This is a genomic window from Aquimarina intermedia, assembly GCF_008124785.1.
Taxonomy (GTDB): Bacteria; Bacteroidota; Bacteroidia; order Flavobacteriales; family Flavobacteriaceae; genus Aquimarina; species Aquimarina intermedia.
Genome location: NZ_VNHU01000002.1, coordinates 512,144 through 530,402 on the forward strand (window position 1 = coordinate 512,144; position 18,259 = coordinate 530,402).

Annotated in this window: 19 protein-coding genes; 10 read left to right on the forward strand and 9 right to left on the reverse strand. The window is 37.6% G+C overall.

Going from position 1 to position 18,259, the window contains the following annotated elements:
- Positions 1 to 234: 234 nt before the first annotated feature.
- Positions 235 to 639 carry a hypothetical protein gene (locus BD809_RS04935; protein ID WP_148781829.1) on the forward strand — a complete coding sequence of 135 codons (405 nt, stop codon included), beginning with the start codon at positions 235 to 237 and terminating at the stop codon, positions 637 to 639.
- 170 nt (positions 640 to 809) lie between these two features.
- Here the strand turns inward: BD809_RS04935 and hemF are convergent, their stop codons facing one another.
- The 7 genes from hemF to hemA are packed head-to-tail and all read right to left on the reverse strand — an operon-like array spanning position 810 to position 6,928.
- Positions 810 to 1,712 (reverse strand): oxygen-dependent coproporphyrinogen oxidase, encoded by a 903-nt coding sequence (gene hemF / locus BD809_RS04940; protein WP_148781830.1) that lies wholly within the window; start codon positions 1,710 to 1,712, stop codon positions 810 to 812.
- A 20-nt stretch (positions 1,713 to 1,732) separates the two neighbouring features.
- A complete protein-coding gene (locus tag BD809_RS04945) occupies positions 1,733 to 2,521 on the reverse strand; it encodes an EI24 domain-containing protein (RefSeq protein WP_148781831.1) in 789 nt (262 codons plus the stop codon).
- 10 nt (positions 2,522 to 2,531) lie between these two features.
- Complete coding sequence (locus BD809_RS04950; RefSeq protein ID WP_148781832.1) at positions 2,532 to 3,020, reverse strand: DUF6973 domain-containing protein; 489 nt, start codon at positions 3,018 to 3,020, stop codon at positions 2,532 to 2,534.
- Positions 3,020 to 4,045, reverse strand: coding sequence for a uroporphyrinogen decarboxylase (gene hemE / locus BD809_RS04955; protein ID WP_148781833.1), 1,026 nt, complete (start codon positions 4,043 to 4,045; stop codon positions 3,020 to 3,022). Before hemE ends, BD809_RS04950 begins: the two co-directional genes overlap by 1 nt.
- Before the next feature lie 33 nt (positions 4,046 to 4,078).
- Positions 4,079 to 4,735 (reverse strand): uroporphyrinogen-III synthase, encoded by a 657-nt coding sequence (locus tag BD809_RS04960; protein ID WP_148781834.1) that lies wholly within the window; start codon positions 4,733 to 4,735, stop codon positions 4,079 to 4,081.
- Positions 4,736 to 4,754: 19 nt separating this feature from the next.
- A complete protein-coding gene (gene hemC / locus BD809_RS04965; protein WP_211356694.1) occupies positions 4,755 to 5,675 on the reverse strand; it encodes a hydroxymethylbilane synthase in 921 nt (306 codons plus the stop codon).
- Between the two features lie 2 nt (positions 5,676 to 5,677).
- A complete protein-coding gene (gene hemA / locus BD809_RS04970) occupies positions 5,678 to 6,928 on the reverse strand; it encodes a glutamyl-tRNA reductase (RefSeq protein ID WP_148781942.1) in 1,251 nt (416 codons plus the stop codon).
- A gap of 203 nt (positions 6,929 to 7,131) precedes the next feature.
- On the opposite strand from hemA, the gene BD809_RS04975 reads away from it, so the two are divergent.
- A complete protein-coding gene (locus BD809_RS04975; protein WP_148781835.1) occupies positions 7,132 to 8,022 on the forward strand; it encodes an AraC family transcriptional regulator in 891 nt (296 codons plus the stop codon).
- Positions 8,023 to 8,025: 3 nt separating this feature from the next.
- Here the strand turns inward: BD809_RS04975 and BD809_RS04980 are convergent, their stop codons facing one another.
- Positions 8,026 to 8,205 carry a hypothetical protein gene (locus BD809_RS04980; protein WP_148781836.1) on the reverse strand — a complete coding sequence of 60 codons (180 nt, stop codon included), beginning with the start codon at positions 8,203 to 8,205 and terminating at the stop codon, positions 8,026 to 8,028.
- A 220-nt stretch (positions 8,206 to 8,425) separates the two neighbouring features.
- On the opposite strand from BD809_RS04980, the gene hemH reads away from it, so the two are divergent.
- From hemH to nadD, 8 genes are all read left to right on the forward strand, one after another.
- The gene (gene hemH, locus BD809_RS04985; protein WP_148781837.1) at positions 8,426 to 9,460 is read left to right on the forward strand and encodes a ferrochelatase; all 1,035 of its coding nucleotides are present in this window, start codon (positions 8,426 to 8,428) and stop codon (positions 9,458 to 9,460) included.
- Positions 9,460 to 10,851 carry an MATE family efflux transporter gene (locus BD809_RS04990; RefSeq protein ID WP_148781838.1) on the forward strand — a complete coding sequence of 464 codons (1,392 nt, stop codon included), beginning with the start codon at positions 9,460 to 9,462 and terminating at the stop codon, positions 10,849 to 10,851. The genes hemH and BD809_RS04990 overlap by 1 nt, the downstream gene beginning before the upstream one ends.
- 123 nt (positions 10,852 to 10,974) lie before the next feature.
- Positions 10,975 to 14,085, forward strand: a complete 3,111-nt coding sequence (locus BD809_RS04995) for a WD40/YVTN/BNR-like repeat-containing protein (RefSeq protein ID WP_148781839.1) — start codon at positions 10,975 to 10,977, stop codon at positions 14,083 to 14,085.
- A gap of 24 nt (positions 14,086 to 14,109) precedes the next feature.
- The gene (locus BD809_RS05000) at positions 14,110 to 14,661 is read left to right on the forward strand and encodes a CopD family protein (protein ID WP_148781840.1); all 552 of its coding nucleotides are present in this window, start codon (positions 14,110 to 14,112) and stop codon (positions 14,659 to 14,661) included.
- 10 nt (positions 14,662 to 14,671) lie between these two features.
- Positions 14,672 to 15,187, forward strand: a complete 516-nt coding sequence (locus BD809_RS05005; RefSeq protein ID WP_148781841.1) for a GNAT family N-acetyltransferase — start codon at positions 14,672 to 14,674, stop codon at positions 15,185 to 15,187.
- 94 nt (positions 15,188 to 15,281) lie between these two features.
- Positions 15,282 to 16,139, forward strand: a complete 858-nt coding sequence (locus tag BD809_RS05010) for a YicC/YloC family endoribonuclease (protein ID WP_148781842.1) — start codon at positions 15,282 to 15,284, stop codon at positions 16,137 to 16,139.
- A gap of 55 nt (positions 16,140 to 16,194) precedes the next feature.
- Positions 16,195 to 16,764 (forward strand): guanylate kinase, encoded by a 570-nt coding sequence (gene gmk / locus BD809_RS05015; RefSeq protein WP_148781843.1) that lies wholly within the window; start codon positions 16,195 to 16,197, stop codon positions 16,762 to 16,764.
- A 28-nt stretch (positions 16,765 to 16,792) separates the two neighbouring features.
- A complete protein-coding gene (gene nadD / locus BD809_RS05020) occupies positions 16,793 to 17,377 on the forward strand; it encodes a nicotinate (nicotinamide) nucleotide adenylyltransferase (protein ID WP_148781844.1) in 585 nt (194 codons plus the stop codon).
- A gap of 51 nt (positions 17,378 to 17,428) precedes the next feature.
- On the opposite strand, the gene BD809_RS05025 is transcribed toward nadD, so the two are convergent.
- On the reverse strand, positions 17,429 to 18,208 hold the full coding sequence (locus BD809_RS05025) for an enoyl-CoA hydratase/isomerase family protein (protein WP_148781845.1): 780 nt from the start codon (positions 18,206 to 18,208) through the stop codon (positions 17,429 to 17,431).
- Positions 18,209 to 18,259: the final 51 nt, after the last annotated feature.

Consider the following 18,259-nt stretch of genomic DNA (forward strand, 5'->3'; position numbering starts at 1 on the left):
AGTTTTGGGGTTACAGAAGATTGGTGAAAGTTTATTAAGCGTTATATATCATTTTAAGTTTGAAGTTATTCTAAAAACCTCCAAGTGATATAGATGCAGTCGACTATATCCTGTGAAGCAAAGGTTTAGGGATTTTTCCTTTATATTTGAGTAAGCATAAACTTGCTTTTTTTTAAAAATACACTGGCATTTCGGATATCCGGAAGTAATGAAATGGACTTAAATCAATCATAAATGAAAAAACAAACTGAAGACGCTGTTAGACTGAATAAGGTATTGGAAAAACTTGGGATTACCGGAAACGAACTGAGTAGAGAATTAGATTATAAGTCTCCTTCATCTGTATACCAAATATTAGAAGGTCATCAGAATAAAAAGCTCAGTAATAAAATGATAAATAAAATAATAGCTAGATTTCCCCAAATAAGCTACAAATACCTAAAAAAAGGTGAAGGAGATGTTTTAGTAGAAGATTCTACAAATGCTATATTAAAAGCTGAAATTTTTGGATCAACATATAAAGTCCCTCAAAATATAAATTTAAAAAATGAAGATCTGAGCCTCATTACTCTAAAAAGAATTCTAGAAGAGAATCAAAAAACCAACGAATTGTTACAGCACTTACTGGAAAAATTATGAAATAATTGACTACACCACAGCTCCGCAAAATCTTCTGACTTCGCTGCATAAACAAAACTAGATGCTAATATCTGATTAAAAGTCTAAGATAGAATATATTAAAGAAACCTAGAACAAAAAATAATACTCAAAGTATAGAGACATCGCGCAGCAAGTTTAATGAGAGACACTTATACCCAATCCAGAGGATTTTTTAGGACCTCAACCAATCGGGCTTCTTGACTCCCCGGTTCCGGATGGTGATTATAATGCCATTGCACCCGTGGTGGTAAACTCATCAAAATGCTTTCAATGCGTCCGTTTGTTTTAAGACCAAACAAAGTTCCTTTATCGTGAACCAAATTAAATTCTACATAACGGCCTCTACGTACCTCTTGCCAATCCCGTTGCTCTTTTGTATAGGGTTGTTCTTTACGTCGCTCAACAATTGGAATATAAGCTCTCAGAAAGCTATCCCCAACCGTGGTCACAAAATCATACCATTGCTCCATTGATATGCTATCTGTCGCCTTGCAATAGTCAAAAAATAACCCACCTACGCCTCTGCCCTCACTTCGATGAGGATTATAAAAATAGGTATCGCACTTCTGCTTATATTCTGCATAAAAATCAGGGTCATGCGCATCACAAGCAGTCTTACAAATAGTATGAAAATGCGTTGCATCTTCGTCAAACAAATAATAAGGCGTTAAATCCTGTCCACCACCAAACCAACTATCCACAATAGTTCCTGACTTATCATACATTTCAAAATATCTCCAGTTCGCATGTACCGTGGGAACCATCGGGTTTTTTGGATGCAGCACCAACGATAAACCACAAGCAAAAAAATCAAGATCTCCTACCTTAAAATACGATTGCATAGCCGGTGGTAAGGCTCCATGTACACCAGAAATATTAACCCCACCCTTTTCAAAAACAGCACCATTTTCAATAACACGTGTTCGTCCGCCACCTCCTTCCGGTCGTTCCCATAGATCTTCTTTAAATTTGGCTACACCATCGAGTTGCTCAAGTTGTGAGGTAATAGTGTCTTGTAAATCTTGAATGTATTGATAAAATCGTTCTTTCATCCTACTTTTTAATTGCTTTTCTATTTATTTTGTAGTGTATCCACCGTAGTATTTGTGGCTATGTTAATCAGGTTTTCTTTTTGTAACAGTTTGACCATCTCGGTAGTAGCTGCAACTACGGCTATCGGTAAGGTAATGATAAATCCCAGCACCGGTATAAACAACATCACTATAAAAACAGCGCCATTACCCATGGCTGTTCCTCGATTTTTTTTCACAAAATGTAGGCTTTCCTTGTAGCCAAAATGCCGTTCCATTGTATAATCCATGTTACCAAAACCAACATAATACGCTTGCATAATAAAAATCAAGAACGTTCCTATTATACCAATGATCGGTATAAAACTCAGTATGAGTAAAGGGATCATAAACAATAATTCCTTCAGTAAGTTTCTCATATTGATTCGTAAGCCACGAATAAGTTGTGCTGCAAACGATGTTTTACGGTGATTATGATGAGCAGTCCCTGTCATGTAGGCTTCTATCTTTTCAGAAACCGGACTCATAAACGGTGCAGATAAAGCCATCACCACATGTTTATAGAGAATAAGTCCCACTGCAAAAACCAACAATCCGCCGATAAAAATACTGACCGATAAAAATCCTTCTGCACCCCACTCCCAAATCCATGCTTTGGCAATAAATCTTCCTATCGGAGCTGATGCGAAATATGCAGCTGTAAAAAACAACGCTCCTGTAAAAAAACTTATTAGAATAGGAACAAAGAAGTATTTCCATAACTTGAGCTTTGACAACAGGTTTAACGCATTTCCGTAAGCCGATATTCCGCTAAAAAATTGTTTAATCATACTGTTTGGTTTAAGATGCTATATACACTAGTTCACCTTCAAAGTTAGTAATATTTTTGGCATCTGATACAGGTTTAGCCTCTTGCGTCATGCGTTGTAAAGATTCAATTGCATCTGTCATAGTTTGTATAGGATGCCCCGTAAACAACATCCGTCCAACCTTATTATTATGCAAGTCCATGGCGGTGTCTAATTTTTCGTTGGGAGCTAAGCGTTCGTGTAAATCGGTCACACGTTCTGCCCAACCTTCAGCTTTTTCTGTATTTTTGGACTTCTGATAGACGTATCTACAAAGTAACAAGTTCCACAATGCATGTCTAAACGCATTGGCCTTGCCATTTTTGTGGTGCAAATCACCGTAGCGCTTATTGCAAATTCTTAAGGTTTCTTGCGTTGCTTTCAACGTTGGAAAAACATATAGTGGATGTCGCATCATCAACCAGGCTAAACGCACCAATTGATTCAAGTTAAACCGTCGTATGAGCTCCCAGGCGGTCATTACGCACCATAGGCTTTTACAGCATCTACAAAGGCACGTGCATTTGCTACCGGAATATTAGGTAAAATTCCATGGCCCAGGTTAGCGATATACCGATCTTTACCAAACTCATTGATCATTTGTGTCACCATTTTTTTGATTTCGCTCGGGGGCGAAAGTAAACGTGAAGGATCAAAATTACCTTGTAAGGTGATATTGCCACCGGTTAAATACCTTGCATTTTTAGGCGAACAGGTCCAATCCACACCCAAAGCTGCAGCGCCTGATTTTGCCATCTCCTGTAAAGCAAACCAGCATCCTTTTCCAAAAACAATTACCTGCGTCTCGTCTTTTAAGGCATCAATAATCTGCTGAATGTATTGCCACGAAAACTCTTTATAATCGGTGGGACTTAACATCCCTCCCCAGCTGTCAAAAACCTGAACGGCATCCACACCATTGGCAACTTTTGCTTTTAAATAAGCGATGGTGGTATCTGTAATTTTTTGTAATAAAGCATGTGCAGCTACAGGTTGTGTAAAACAGAATTCTTTGGCTTTATCAAAATTTTTGGACCCTTGCCCTTGGACTGCATAGCACATGATGGTCCAGGGGGAACCAGCGAAACCAATAAGCGGAACACGATTCGCTAAACGCTCCTTCGTCATTTTGATAGCCTCCATAACATAACCCAATTCTTCATGTACATCAGGCACTATTACCTGATCGACATCTTTTACGGATCGAATGGGATTAGGTAACCATGGCCCAACACCTTCTTTCATCTCCACCTCAATATTCATTGCTTGCGGAATCACCAAAATATCACTAAAAAGTATGGCGGCATCCGGACCAATAATATCGATCGGCTGTACCGTAATTTCTGACGCCAACTCAGGGGTACGACATCGGGTGAAAAAGTCATACTTTTCTTTGATCGCCATAAATTCTGGCAAGTAACGCCCTGCCTGACGCATCATCCATACAGGGGGTCGTGATACTGTTTCTCCTTTTAAGGCTTTTAGAAATAAATCATTTTCTATCATAACGTACTATTTCCGAAGGTGTCGGTGTTTATATTAATTATTTTTTACTTTTAACTGCTTGATTGCAGTGACTATTACATTTTCGACCGTAGTTTTGTTAGCAACTATGGTAGTTTGAAAAAATTGTTCAGCTGCTGTGGCAGTCGTTTTTCCGATGCAACAAGCAATAGCATTTCCTGCATTATTTGTATTCATATAGCCCTGTACTCCTGAAGGACTAAAAAATAAAATACAATCAAAAGTACGTGAAAAAGTTTTGAATTGTGATTCAGTTCTATACACGGTTACTTCATTAAAGGCTACTGATTGTAACCTAAGATGCTTTGGCAATTCATCTCTTCTTAGATCTCCGCAAAAAAAAGTAAATGCTTCTTTTGCATAACTATTTGAAATTTTTTGTGCCAACAGTAATGCATTGTCTTCAGCTTCAACTACCTTAAAACCATGCAAACTTAAAAGCTCTTTGGTTGTATTTCCAACACAAAAACAGTTTTCGATAGTAAGATTTGCGTTTAAAATCGCTTTTACCGCATTTTTACTTGTAAATATAGCGTTTTTCAAAGAGGTTTGTTGTAGCTCAACAGCCAAAGGTTGTATCGCTATGGCATCATAATGCACTAATCCATGTCCCGAACCAAGCAATAATTCTTTTTGAGCAGGGGTTAATATTTTAGTTGATAGAATGGTCACAGCAAAGAATCAATACTATTTATTTAGAGGTTGCTAACGTTTTTTTAATCGAACGCATTAAATCTGCTCCTCCACTAGTCAAAATCTCATCTGCACATCGCGCTCCAAAACCTTTACTATCAGAAATAGCAATGGTTTTATCGACGACAAACTTCTGCGTTCCTTCCAAACTAAATAAGGCACCTTTGAATACTAAGGTTTCTCCGTGTAACTGCGCAAGTGCACCGATGGGCGCAGTACAACCACCTTCAAGACGTCTTAAAAATTCGCGCTCCACTTGGACGCATTGCTGTGTGTTCTCATCATTCAAATTTGCCAACGCCTCGCGACAATATGCATCCTCTTGCTTAGCCACGACCAACATAGCACCTTGTGCAGGCGCCGGAATCATCCAATCTAAATTGATAAAATTATCAGGTTTCAAATCAATGCGTTCTAAGCCCGCAGCGGCAAAAATAGCACCGTTCCAAGTATTTGATTTCAACTTTTGCATTCTGGAATTTACATTCCCTCTCAAATCAACAACCTTATGTTTTGGATATTTATGCAGCCATTGTGCTCTTCTGCGTAGGCTACCCGTTGCGATAAGACCCTCATCTGCTAGAAAATCAAGCCCTTTATGTACCAAAATATCATATACATTTGCTCTTGGCAATACTGCTGCTTCTACAATTCCCTGAGGCAATTGCGTAGGCACATCTTTCATGGAGTGTACTGCGATATCCACGGTATCATTGAGCATGGCAACATCTAATGTTTTAGTAAAAATTCCTGTAATACCTAACTCGTATAAGGGTTTGTCCAACACCAAATCTCCTGTAGATTTTACAGGAATAAGCTCGGTTTTATATCCTAATGCTTCTAACTGGGATTGCACTGTAGTAGCTTGCCATAGTGCTAATTCACTATCTCGTGTACCGATGCGTATCGTTTTGGTCAAAATCATCTGTTTTGTAAGTGAAATACCCTCTGAATCAATTCAATACTGTCATCTGCAGAGATGCTGTCATCTTTGAGATGATTCGCAAAATGATTCGTGATTTTTTGAATAATTCGATCGCTTATCAAATCAGCTTGTTCTTGATTAAAGTTTGCCAATTTTTTACGTTGTTGATCAATTTCAACTTCTTTTAAGGTCGTCAGCTTATGTTTTAGAGCTTTTATTGTAGGCGCAAATTTTCTGGTTTCTAACCAACTATCAAACTCAACCTTTACCTCATCGATGATTTTTTCTGCATGAGGGATATGTTTTTTTCGTCGTTCCAATGTATCATCTGTAATTTTTGAGAGATGATCTAAATGTATTAGGGTTACGTTAGATAACTCGCGAACATCTTCAGATACATTTTTAGGAATTGATAAGTCTAAAATCAATAATGGCTTGGTTGCATGTATGAGGTGCTTAGAAATCGTGGGGTGCTGCGCACCGGTCGCTACAATCATAATGTCAGAACTTTTAATTTCTGCCTGAATGTTAGCATAATCTTTTACTACCAAATTGAATTTTCCTGCAATTTTTTCAGCCTTTCCTTTAGTTCTATTGATCAATGTTATATGATCATTTTTGGTATGTTTGATAAGATTTTCGCAGGTGTTCCTACCTATCTTACCAGTACCAAATAAAAGTATATTCTTATTTGATATATCTGTTACATTTTTAAGAATGTACTGAACTGAAGCAAAAGATACAGAAGTAGCTCCCGAAGAAATTTCGGTTTCATTTTTAATTCGCTTACTTGCTTGAATAACAGCGTTAATCAAACGTTCCATAAAAGGGTTCGCCAATTGCATCTTCTTAGAAGTTTTGAAACTAAGTTTTAACTGACTTATAATCTCAAAATCTCCAAGTATTTGACTATCCAGACCCGTTCCCACTTTAAACAAATGAGAAATTGCTTTAGCGTTTTTATGTACGTAAGCAACTTTCTCAAACTCTTCGACCGTACCATGCGTATGCTCGCAGAGTAATTTAATTAATTGAAAGGGATGCTGTGCAAAACCATATAATTCAGTTCTGTTACATGTAGAGGTTACAAGCAAGGCTTCTACACCTTCTTCTTTTGCTTGTTTTAAAATAGCTATCTTTGCTTCTTCATTGATACTAAAATGACCACGTATCTCTTCGTCAGCTTTTTTATAGCTTAAACCAATAGTATAAAAATTTGTTCCTTTAGCTCGTAGGTGAGGCTCCATCCAAATTGTTGTAAATTTTTCCACCACAAAAATATTCTACTGTCCTGATAAAAAATAACGCCAAGGGTTTTATTAATAACGCCAAACGTTATTTTAGTCCATTACACACGTGATAAGCCCAAAATTCCTTATTTTTGTAGGGTTACAAACTATTTCTTTTGCAACAGTTTAGATCAATTCTAAATAAATTAAAAATTATTTTTATGGAAATAGAACTCAAAAATAACGCTGCAGGGATTCTTGAAGAAATCAAAATTGAAGAGGGTTTTTATATACTGAAATCCCAGAATGAGACCACTGATCATCAAACAGTTATACGAGAAATCGACAGTAGTTTTATCCAATTTCATTTTTGCATCAAAGGTGCGATGAAATTTAATTTCAACAATGGAAGTTATGCTATTAGTCTATCTGAAGATAAGGCCTTACTTCTTTATAATCCACAACGAGATCTACCGCTAAACATTGACATCGATAAAGAGTCGTGGTTGATTTCTGTTTTGATTTCTATTAAAAAATTTCATTCTCTTTTTTCTGCCGAAGCTGATTATATTCCTTTTTTAGGCGAAGGTAATCGCGATAAGAAATACTATTCTGATAGTGACTTAAGCCCATCGATGTCTGTCGTTCTTAATCAGATTATGAATTTTAGTTTACATCCTTCAATCAAAACCTTATACTTAAAAGGAAAAGTATATGAGTTGCTGGGCCTATATTTCAATCGTCCTGAAGATGCAGATATAGAGCAATGTCCTTTTCTGGTGGATGAGGAAAACGTTCTCAAAATAAGAAGAGCCAAAGATATCATTATAGCACGCATGTCTGAGCCTCCAACTTTGCAAGAACTCTCTAATGAAATTGGTTTGCCATTAAAAAAGTTGAAAGAGGGCTTTAAACAAATCTATGGGGAACCTGTGTATAGTTTTCTATTTGATTATAAAATGGAAGTTGCAAGACAATTGCTTGCCACCGGAGGACACAATGTAAACGAAGTTGGCTTAAAAGTAGGATATAGCACAGCTAGCCACTTTATAGCAGCGTTTAAAAAGAAATTTGGCACTACACCAAAAAAATATGTCATGAATCTAGGGTAATCTTTAGTCAAGTAACTCAGTACTTGGGATCCCTATTCCTTTTTGTAAAGACACAATAGAATCATACATTCCTCTAGCATCCTCATCGGCATCAGCCATGACAGATACAAACTCGAACTGATTCAATAATTCAAGAATAAACTGAAGTTTATCTTTCTCGACATCTACAATTATACGTTTCATCATTTGTTTTTTAAGTTCACCTAAAAATACTAAAAAATTAATAATGCTTGATTTTCTTTATCCGTATTTAACGATTTCTTATAAGGATCGAAGCAATTTTGTGAATTTTCAAAAAACATTTAAGAAGCTATACTCTATTGCACTATTACAAAGTCTTATGATATTTTTATAAGCCATACCTTGCGAAGTTCGTATTTTTGTGAAGCTTAAAAAAATAACTATGAGTAAAGGAGTTTTACTGGTTAATCTAGGTTCACCGGATAGTACTGATCCCAAAGACGTAAAAAAATACCTTGGAGAATTTTTAATGGACCCAAGAGTTATTGATGTACCTACCTGGGCACGTACTTTATTAGTTAAAGGCATTATTCTTAACACACGTCCTAAAAAATCTGCCGAAGCCTACCAAAAAATATGGTGGAAAGAAGGCTCTCCTTTAATTGTACTATCTCAACGCTTGCAAAAGAAAGTTTCTCGTTTTAGCGACATTCCTATTGGATTAGCAATGCGTTATGGAAAAATGAATATTAAAGATGGTCTACAACAATTGAACGATCAGGGTGTTGACGAGGTTCTAATCGTCCCACTCTATCCTCAATTCGCCATGGCTACTACCGAAACTATTTTGGTGCTCGCAGAAGAATTACGTAAAGAGTTTTTTCCTCACATGCGCTTTTCTGATCTGCCACCTTTTTATAATAACGAAGCTTACACAAAAGTGTTGGCTAAAAGCATTGCCGAGCAATTAGAAAATTTAGACTACGAACATCTCTTGTTTTCTTACCACGGTGTACCTGAACGTCATATAAGAAAGAGTGATGTTACCAAATCTCACTGTAAAATTGACGGGAGTTGTTGTCAAACAGCCTCTGCAGCACATCAATTCTGTTACAGACACCAATGTTATGAAACCACACGATTGGTGGCCGAAGAATTGCAGTTGAAACCTGATACATTTTCTACTTCCTTTCAGTCAAGATTAGGTTTTGATCCATGGTTACAACCTTATACCGATCGCACCATTGAACGAATGGGGAAGCAAGGCATTAAAAAAATGGCAATTGTTACTCCGGCTTTTGTATCGGACTGTCTGGAAACACTTGAAGAGATAGCTATGGAAGGTGAAGAAATTTTTCATGAGGTTGGTGGTAAAGAATTTACTACGATTCCTTGCCTAAACGACCGGGATGATTGGGCGCAAACACTATCTTCATGGATCAATGAATGGGCTGAAGTAAAAACTGAACTTGCATAATGGCAAAAGTCTCCACTGAAGCACTTGGGCAGGAACCTATAGGATCATTATTGATCAAACAAGCTTTGCCAGCTTCAATCGGGATTTTAGTCATGTCCTTAAACATTTTGATCGACTCTATATTTGTCGGTAATTGGATAGGATCCATTGCTATTGCAGCAATTAATGTAGTTTTACCTGTATCTTTTTTTATCGCAGCTTTAGGAATGTCTATCGGCATAGGAGGGTCTAGTATTATATCAAGAGCTCTTGGGTCTAATCAAAAAGAAAAAGCCTTACGTACGTTTGGAAACCAGATTACTCTGACTTTTATATGTACAATTTCTTTCGTTATTGTCGGACTCTATTTCATAAATGTTATCATTCCGCAATTTGGCGGTAAAGGTGATATTTTTGATCCTGCCAAAATCTACTACACCATCGTACTATACGGAGTGCCAATTCTTGGATTCGCCATGATGGGCAATACGGTTATTAGAGCAGAAGGTAAACCAAAATTTGCTATGATCGCCATGATCATTCCTACTGTTGGTAATCTGCTTATGGACTATGTTTTTATTAATCTCATGGATATGGGTATGCATGGAGCGGCTTGGGCAACTACTATTTCATATACTTTATGCTTTAGTTTTATTGCCTGGTTTTTCTTCTCAAAACATTCGGAACTTAAAATTAGCATTCGTCATTTGCGTTTAGATCGATCAATAGTTTCTGAAATCGCTTCTTTGGGCGGCGTAACTTTGGCACGACAGGCTGTTGTAAGTATTACCTACCTCTTAATGAACAATATACTTTTTGATCTTGGGCAAGAAGCTTTAGTTGCAGTTTACGCTATAATTGGTAGAATGTTAATGTTCGCTCTGTTCCCCGTTTTTGGGGTTACGCAAGGTTTTTTACCCATAGCAGGATATAATTACGGTGCCCTGCGTTTTCAACGGGTACGAGAAAGTATCAATACCGCTATTTTATATGCTTCAATAGTTGCCACTATAGTGTTTATCGGTCTTATGACCTTTCCGGCAGAAATCACCTCTCTCTTCATAAGTACTAACGAAAACATGTCTGCAAAAGAGCTCGCGCTCAATAACTTTGTATTATCACATACCGCCGAACCTATGCGCTGGGTATTTGCCGCCACGCCTATTATTGCTCTGCAACTCATCGGAGCTGCTTATTTTCAAGCGATCGGTAAAGCTATTCCCGCCTTGTTACTCACACTTTCACGACAAGGGTTCTTTTTTATCCCACTACTCTTAATCTTACCCAACTATTATGGAGAATTAGGTGTTTGGATTTCATTTCCAATTGCAGACGTTTTAGCGACCATCGTAACCGGATATTTCTTAAATCGAGAAGTACGTAAAAAACTATTAGTTCGACCAGCTACCTAAGATTTCTTTTGAATCGCCCAAGAAACGCAGTAATTTTTTATTAAAATAATATTAAATTCTTACTTTTAGCTAAGAATTTATAATCAATACAAATCTCCTCGAGATCTACAATACTTTTATTTTATGTTTTCACATGTTTTAAAGACTATCTGCCTTCTTTTTTATGCACTGATTTTTATTCATACGGGTCACTCTCAAGACATTGACCCTAAATATTATGAAGGCCTTGACTACCGGCTTATTGGACCTTTCAGAGGAGGAAGAAGTGCCGCTGTAACCGGAGTGCCGGGCAAACCAAATCTTTTCTATTTTGGTGCTACCGGCGGTGGTGTTTGGAAAACTACAGATGGCGGTCGTACTTGGGAAAATATTTCGGATGGTTATTTTGGAGGTTCTATAGGTGCCATCACAGTAGCAAAAAGTGATCCTAACGTCATCTACGTGGGGGGTGGAGAAAAAACCTTACGTGGTAATGTCTCTTCAGGTTACGGAGTTTGGAAAAGTGTAGATGCCGGCAAAACATGGAAAAAATCAGGTCTGCCTAAAAGCAGACATATCCCCAGGATCAGTGTGCATCCAACAAATCCTGACATAGTGTATGCTGCCGTTTTAGGGAATATATACAAGACTACCGAGGAACGCGGAGTTTATAAAAGTACCGATGGAGGTGAAAATTGGAAAAAAGTCCTTTTTGCCAATGAAGATGCAGGTGCTGTAGATTTAATTCTGGATCCCAATAACCCAAGAATACTCTATGCCTCTACCTGGAACGCCAGACGTACCCCATACAGTTTAAGTTCTGGTGGTGAGGGTTCAACCTTGTGGAAAAGTACAGACAGCGGAAAAACATGGAATGATCTATCCAAAAATAAAGGATTTGCCAAAGATACCTTAGGTATTATCGGAGTCACAGTATCCCCTGCTGATAGCGAACGTGTTTGGGCTATTGTTGAAAACAAAGAAAAAGGTGGCGTTTATCGCAGTGATGATGGAGGTACTACTTGGAGTCTTATAAACAGCGACCGAAGTCTAAGACAAAGGGCCTGGTATTATACCAGAATCTATGCTGATCCGGCTGACAAGGATATTGTGTACGTAGTTAATGTTTCCTATCATAAGAGTAAAGACGGAGGTAAAAATTTTAGTAGCTACCGAGCGCCACATGGAGATCATCATGATCTATGGATTGCTCCAGAAAACCCGAAACGCATGATTATAGGTGATGATGGGGGTGCACAAGTTACATATGACGGCGGAGAAACCTGGAGCACTTACCATAATCAACCTACAGCACAATTTTACAGAGTTACTACCGATAATCATTTTCCATATCGTATTTATGCTGCTCAACAGGACAATTCAACAATACGCATCAACCATCGCAGTAGCGGGAATGCAATCACCGAAGATGACTGGGAAGAAACAGCAGGTGGTGAATCTGCTCATATCGCAGTGGACCCTACAAACAATGATATTGTCTATGGAGGTAGTTATGATGGTTTTCTTACCCGTGTCAATCACAAAACCGGATCAACACGATCGGTGAGTGTGTGGCCGGATAATCCGATGGGACATGGTGCCGAGGATATGAAATATCGTTTCCAATGGAATTTCCCTATTCTGTTTTCTAAACATAATCCTAAAAAATTGTATACTTTTTCTAATCATGTACATGTAACCGAAAATGAAGGACAGAGCTGGGAGGTACTAAGTCCGGATCTCACGCGTAATGATCCAACAAAATTAAAATCTTCCGGTGGTCCGATTACACAAGATAACACATCGGTTGAATATTATTGTACAATCTTTGCCGCTGCCGAAAGCCCGTTGAAAGAAGGTTTATTATGGACAGGGAGTGACGATGGATTAATTCATGTGAGCAAAGATGGCGGTAAAAATTGGAAAAATGTGACACCGAAGGGATTGCCCGAATGGACAATGATTAACAGTATAGAGCCTAGCGCATTTGATGAAGGGACTTGTTATATTGCAGGTACCCGTTATAAATCAGGAGATTTTGCGCCCTACCTATACAAAACCACAGATTTTGGTCAAAATTGGATCAAAATTGTTCAAGGTATCGCTCCAGAACATTTTACTCGTGTGTTACGAGAAGATCCTAAACGCAAGGGATTATTATACGCCGGTACAGAAACCGGTATGTACATCTCTTTTAATAACGGAAAACTATGGAAACCTTTTCAATTGAATCTTCCTATTGTTCCTATTACCGACTTGACTATCAAAAATAATAATTTGATCGTTGCAACTCAGGGTCGAAGTCTGTGGATTCTCGATGATCTTACGCTTTTACACCAACTCACTTCTGATATTCAGGAGAAGTCTATGCATCTCTATCAACCTAAGCAAACAATTCGTATGGAGGGCCGTTCAAAAGAAGCGTCAAAAACCGAAGGAATGAATCATCCATCTGGGGTGCTTACTTATTTTTATTTGGATACCTATGATGCTAAAAAAGACACCATTTCACTTACTTATTTTAACAAGAATAAAGATACACTCGCCACTTTTTCAAATCACGCAAAAGAGAAAAAAGATCAATTGAACCTATCAGCAGGACTCAACACCTATTCATGGAATACCCGTGGTAAAGGCGCTAAAAAATTAGACGGCATGATCTTATGGTGGGCAAATCTGGATGGACCTAAGGCAGTTCCCGGCACCTATAGTGTAACATTGAATAAAAACGGTAAGATCGAAGAATCATCAGAATTTTCTATTACTGCCGATCCTAGAACCGAAGCGACGCCAGAAGCAATGCAAGCACAATATGATTTTATAACAGATGTGAATAAAACAATTCAACGTGCGCATTCTTCTATCGAGAAAATCAAGGAAATCAATAAAAAACTAAGTGCCTTTGAAACTCAGAATAGACAAAATACTAAGACCAAGGAACTTGTTGAAAAAGCTGCTGAGCTTCAGAAAAAATTTTCAGCCATAGAAAAAGCTTTGTACCAGACAAAAAATAAAAGTGGACAAGATCCTCTAAATTTTCCCATAAAACTTACCAACAAATTAGGCCATCTTAATGCATTGGTCGGCATGGGAGACTTTGGTCCTACGGCTCAAGACGTGGCAGTAAAAAATGAATTAACTGAAAAAATAGAAGCGCAGTTGACAATATTTGATGCTTTAATAGAAAAAGAAATTGAAAGTTTTAATAAAGCTTTCAACACATTGCAGCTTAAGTATCTATCGGTAAGTCAATAATATCAATTTAGCGTATCAAGCCAAATGTTAGAATATTATAATTACATAAAATCCCTGCACCTTATCTTTGTGATCACATGGTTTGCAGGGTTATTTTATATTCCCAGATTATTTATTTATCAAATAGAAGCGTATCAAAAATCTGAGCCTGAACGGACTATATTAACAAAACAGTTCAAGTTAATGACAAAGCGTCTTTGGTTTATAATCAGCTGGCCCTCTGCAGTTTTGGCCACCGGATTTGCCATTTGGCTACTTGTTCTTATGCCGGGTTGGTTACAGGCGCCATGGATGCATGTCAAGTTGGGGTTTGTAGTTTTATTGATTGGGTATCATCTAAAATGTCATCACCTCTACAAGCAACTACAACAGGATATTGTAAAATGGAGTTCGAACCAAATGCGATTATGGAACGAAGGTTCAACCTTGATTCTTTTTTCGGTTATTTTTCTCGTGATCGTACGGGATGCTGTAAATTGGATATACGGAGTCATCGGTATATTTTCATTAGCAATCATGTTGATGTTGGGGATAAAAATATACAAACGCATTCGAGAAAAAAATCCAGAAGCTTAATCTAATCGGTATGAAGTCTCCCTCACTACATATCCGTGAAGCCATACCAAGTGACGCCAAAGATTTACTAGCACTAAAAATGAATTACCTGCGCACTACGCAAACGATTCCGCTGTATATTGAAGAATACGCAAACGACCGTCAAGCGGAAGCTGAATTAATTCTGCGATATCAAAAACAAGCAAACAGTCTATTATTATTGACTTATAGTGATGATCAACTGGTGGGAAATATTGATATAACCGGTAACCAACGCCAAAAATTACAGCATACTGCAGTTGTCGGAATGGGTGTACATACCGCTCACCATAACAAAGGCATAGGAGCAGCCTTATTACAACAAACAATCCATTGGGCAAAAACAAACTCAATACTCAAAATTCTTTGGCTGGAGGTATACAGTTCTAATTGTTCAGGCATAGCCCTGTATACTAAGCTAGGTTTTACGAAATGTGGAACTATTCCAAAATTTTTTAACGAATCTAGCGGATATGTTGATAAGCATACCATGTATTTGATGGTTTAGTTTATAGACATTTGTTAAAACGGGGCTTAAACTCCTGTAATTCGTGGTACTTCGTGAGTTTTCCTTATCTTCGTGCAACTTTTAGCAAAATCTTATGATTAAATCAATGACAGGCTTTGGTAAAGCAGTCCTGCAATTACCTACAAAAAAAATTACCATCGAGGTTAAATCTTTAAACAGTAAAAATCTGGATCTTAATGCAAGAATACCTTCTCAATACAGAGAAAAAGAATTAGCAATGCGTAATACGATCGCTAAAACCTTGCAACGTGGTAAAGTTGATTTTGGGCTTTATGTAGAGGTAACAGCCGAAGAAACCTCTACTCAGGTAAATGCTGCTGTAGTTAAAAATTACATGGAACAACTTCGCGCTATTCATAGCGGTGCTGATATGGAATTGATGAAAATGGCTGTTAAAATGCCGGATGCTTTAAAAGTTGAGCGTGAAGAAATCGATGAAAAAGAGTACAAAGCAATCACAGATGCTTTAGCTACCGCACTTGTAGAGATTGAAAAATACAGAGAAGATGAAGGGAAAGTATTGGAAGAGGATTTTATTAAACGGATAGAAAAAATAGCAGAGCTTCTTGAAAAAGTCATTGCGATCGATCCCGAACGTATTGATGCCGTAAGAGAACGCCTACGTAAAGGTATCGCTGATTTGAAAGAAGCAGTGGATGAAAATCGTTTTGAGCAAGAATTGGTGTACTACATTGAAAAATTTGATATCACCGAAGAAAAGGTTCGTTTAAATAATCATTTAGAATATTTTACATCTACTTTAAATTCTGATGATTCGAATGGTAAAAAACTAGGCTTTATTACGCAGGAAATTGGCAGAGAAATTAATACTATTGGCAGCAAATCCAACTATGCTCCGATGCAACAACTGGTAGTTCAGATGAAAGATGAGCTAGAAAAAATCAAAGAACAATTACTGAATGTTCTTTAAGTCAAATAGCTTAAAATTACAGATCCCAACGATCAAACTTTAAAAATATATTTCAATGGAAGGAAAGCTAATCGTTCTTTCAGCACCCTCTGGTAGTGGTAAAACCACTTTAGTTAAATATTTATTAGCTCAAGAAGAGCTCAAATTAGGTTTCTCGATCTCTGCTGCCTCTCGGGAACCGCGTGGTGCTGAGATTCATGGTAAGGACTACTATTTTCTCTCCCTGCGTGAATTCAAAGATAAAATTAAAGCCGAAGACTTCTTAGAATGGGAAGAAGTGTATCGAGATAGTTTTTATGGAACGCTTAAATCTGAAGTTCAGCGATTATGGGATAGTGGAAAACATGTTATTTTTGACATCGATGTTGTTGGCGGACTCGATATTAAAAGAATCTACCCGGATAGAACATTGGCTATTTTTGTAAAGCCTCCGAGTATTGAAGAGCTAAAAATTCGTCTCAAAAAGCGTAAAACAGAGTCCGAGGACAAAATTAATATGCGGGTAGCCAAAGCTTCTACAGAATTAGCAACTGCTCCGCAATTTGATGCCATTATCACCAACGATGATTTGGTAAAAGCAAAAGTCGAAGTCTATCAATTAGTTAAAAAATTTCTCTTAGGATAGTTTTTAAAACTCGAGTATCTTTAAACATATGAAAAAAAAGATCGGACTGTATTTTGGCACATTTAACCCTATTCATATCGGGCATTTGGCAATTGCAAATCATATGGCAGAATATTCCGATTTAGACGAAATCTGGTTAGTAGTTACTCCACATAATCCGTTTAAAAAGAAAACCTCCTTATTAGACAATCACCATAGGTTAGAAATGGTATTTCAAGCTACCGAAGGTTATGACAAACTTAAACCAAGCGATATTGAGTTCAAACTACCTCAACCTAATTATACGGTAAATACCTTGGCCCATCTATTGGAGAAATATCTGGACTATTCGTTCGGCTTAATCATGGGCGAAGACAACTTGAAGGGTTTTCATAAGTGGAAAAACTATGAAACTATTTTAGAACACCATAACATTTATGTGTATCCAAGAATCGCTGAAGGGAGGGTAGATAATCAATTTAAAGATCATCCAAAAATTCACCGTATTGCAGCACCTATTATGCAGGTTTCATCAACATTTATTAGAAAGGCGATCGCCGAAGGCAAGAATATTCAGCCTCTGCTGCCCCCTACTGTCTGGAACTATATTGATGAAATGAATTTCTATCGATAAACCCTTTCATCACAGTCCTATATAAGGCACCGTGATGAAAAGATTATTGTTTTATTTTCCTGGGAAATCTGCTTTTCTTTTTTCCAAAAATGCAGTAGTTCCTTCTTTAAAATCTTCGGTACCGAAACAGCTTCCAAAAGCCTCGACTTCCATATCAAATCCATTAATACCATCCTCATAACTGGCATTCACAGCTTTTATGGCTGCGCGTATAGCAACGGTAGAGTTTTTCATGATCCTTGAAGCAATCTTTTCCGCCAACGGCAACAAATCCTCCTGTGTGGTTACATGATTTACTAAACCATATTGCAGCGCTTGATTAGCATCGATCATACCGGCAGTCATAATCATTTCCATAGCTCTTCCTTTTCCCACTAATTGCGGTAAACGTTGTGTCCCTCCATAACCCGGAATAACACCTAGAGAAACTTCCGGCAGACCCATCTTTGCTGTATCACTCGCTACTCTAAAATGAGCAGCCATTGCCAACTCTAACCCGCCGCCTAAAGCAAAGCCATTGATGGCAGCAATAACCGGTGTTCCCAAATTAGCTACAAAGTCAAAAAGTAATTCTTGCCCTTTTTTTGCTAATTTACCACCATCTGCGACAGAAAAATCAGCAAACTCCTTTATATCAGCTCCTGCTACAAAAGCTTTTTCACCACTTCCTGTGACAATAATCACTTTGACTTCGAGATTCTCATCAAAGAATTTAAAAGCTTCGTGAAGCTCTTGGATAGTGTCTTTGTTAAGCGCATTTAATTTTGAAGGACGATTAATGGTGATCCTTCCTAGATTATTTTGATGTTCTACGGAGATGTTTGTGTACATACTACTATTAATTTATTAAAACCGAATGTTATATCGTTTCTGATATTTATC

Bases quoted from the DNA above. Each gene is read 5' to 3' on its own strand.
- BD809_RS04995 (WP_148781839.1), top strand. From the start codon at position 10,975: ATGTTTTCACATGTTTTAAAGACTATCTGCCTTCTTTTTTATGCACTG.
- hemE (WP_148781833.1), bottom strand. From the start codon at position 4,045: ATGATAGAAAATGATTTATTTCTAAAAGCCTTAAAAGGAGAAACAGTA.
- BD809_RS04975 (WP_148781835.1), top strand. From the start codon at position 7,132: ATGGAAATAGAACTCAAAAATAACGCTGCAGGGATTCTTGAAGAAATC.
- nadD (WP_148781844.1), top strand. From the start codon at position 16,793: ATGAAAAAAAAGATCGGACTGTATTTTGGCACATTTAACCCTATTCAT.
- gmk (WP_148781843.1), top strand. From the start codon at position 16,195: ATGGAAGGAAAGCTAATCGTTCTTTCAGCACCCTCTGGTAGTGGTAAA.
- hemA (WP_148781942.1), bottom strand. From the start codon at position 6,928: ATGGAGCCTCACCTACGAGCTAAAGGAACAAATTTTTATACTATTGGT.
- BD809_RS05005 (WP_148781841.1), top strand. From the start codon at position 14,672: ATGAAGTCTCCCTCACTACATATCCGTGAAGCCATACCAAGTGACGCC.
- BD809_RS05000 (WP_148781840.1), top strand. From the start codon at position 14,110: ATGTTAGAATATTATAATTACATAAAATCCCTGCACCTTATCTTTGTG.
- BD809_RS04950 (WP_148781832.1), bottom strand. From the start codon at position 3,020: ATGACCGCCTGGGAGCTCATACGACGGTTTAACTTGAATCAATTGGTG.
- BD809_RS04935 (WP_148781829.1), top strand. From the start codon at position 235: ATGAAAAAACAAACTGAAGACGCTGTTAGACTGAATAAGGTATTGGAA.
- BD809_RS04945 (WP_148781831.1), bottom strand. From the start codon at position 2,521: ATGATTAAACAATTTTTTAGCGGAATATCGGCTTACGGAAATGCGTTA.
- BD809_RS04980 (WP_148781836.1), bottom strand. From the start codon at position 8,205: ATGAAACGTATAATTGTAGATGTCGAGAAAGATAAACTTCAGTTTATT.
- BD809_RS05025 (WP_148781845.1), bottom strand. From the start codon at position 18,208: ATGTACACAAACATCTCCGTAGAACATCAAAATAATCTAGGAAGGATC.
- BD809_RS05010 (WP_148781842.1), top strand. From the start codon at position 15,282: ATGATTAAATCAATGACAGGCTTTGGTAAAGCAGTCCTGCAATTACCT.
- hemF (WP_148781830.1), bottom strand. From the start codon at position 1,712: ATGAAAGAACGATTTTATCAATACATTCAAGATTTACAAGACACTATT.
- hemH (WP_148781837.1), top strand. From the start codon at position 8,426: ATGAGTAAAGGAGTTTTACTGGTTAATCTAGGTTCACCGGATAGTACT.
- BD809_RS04990 (WP_148781838.1), top strand. From the start codon at position 9,460: ATGGCAAAAGTCTCCACTGAAGCACTTGGGCAGGAACCTATAGGATCA.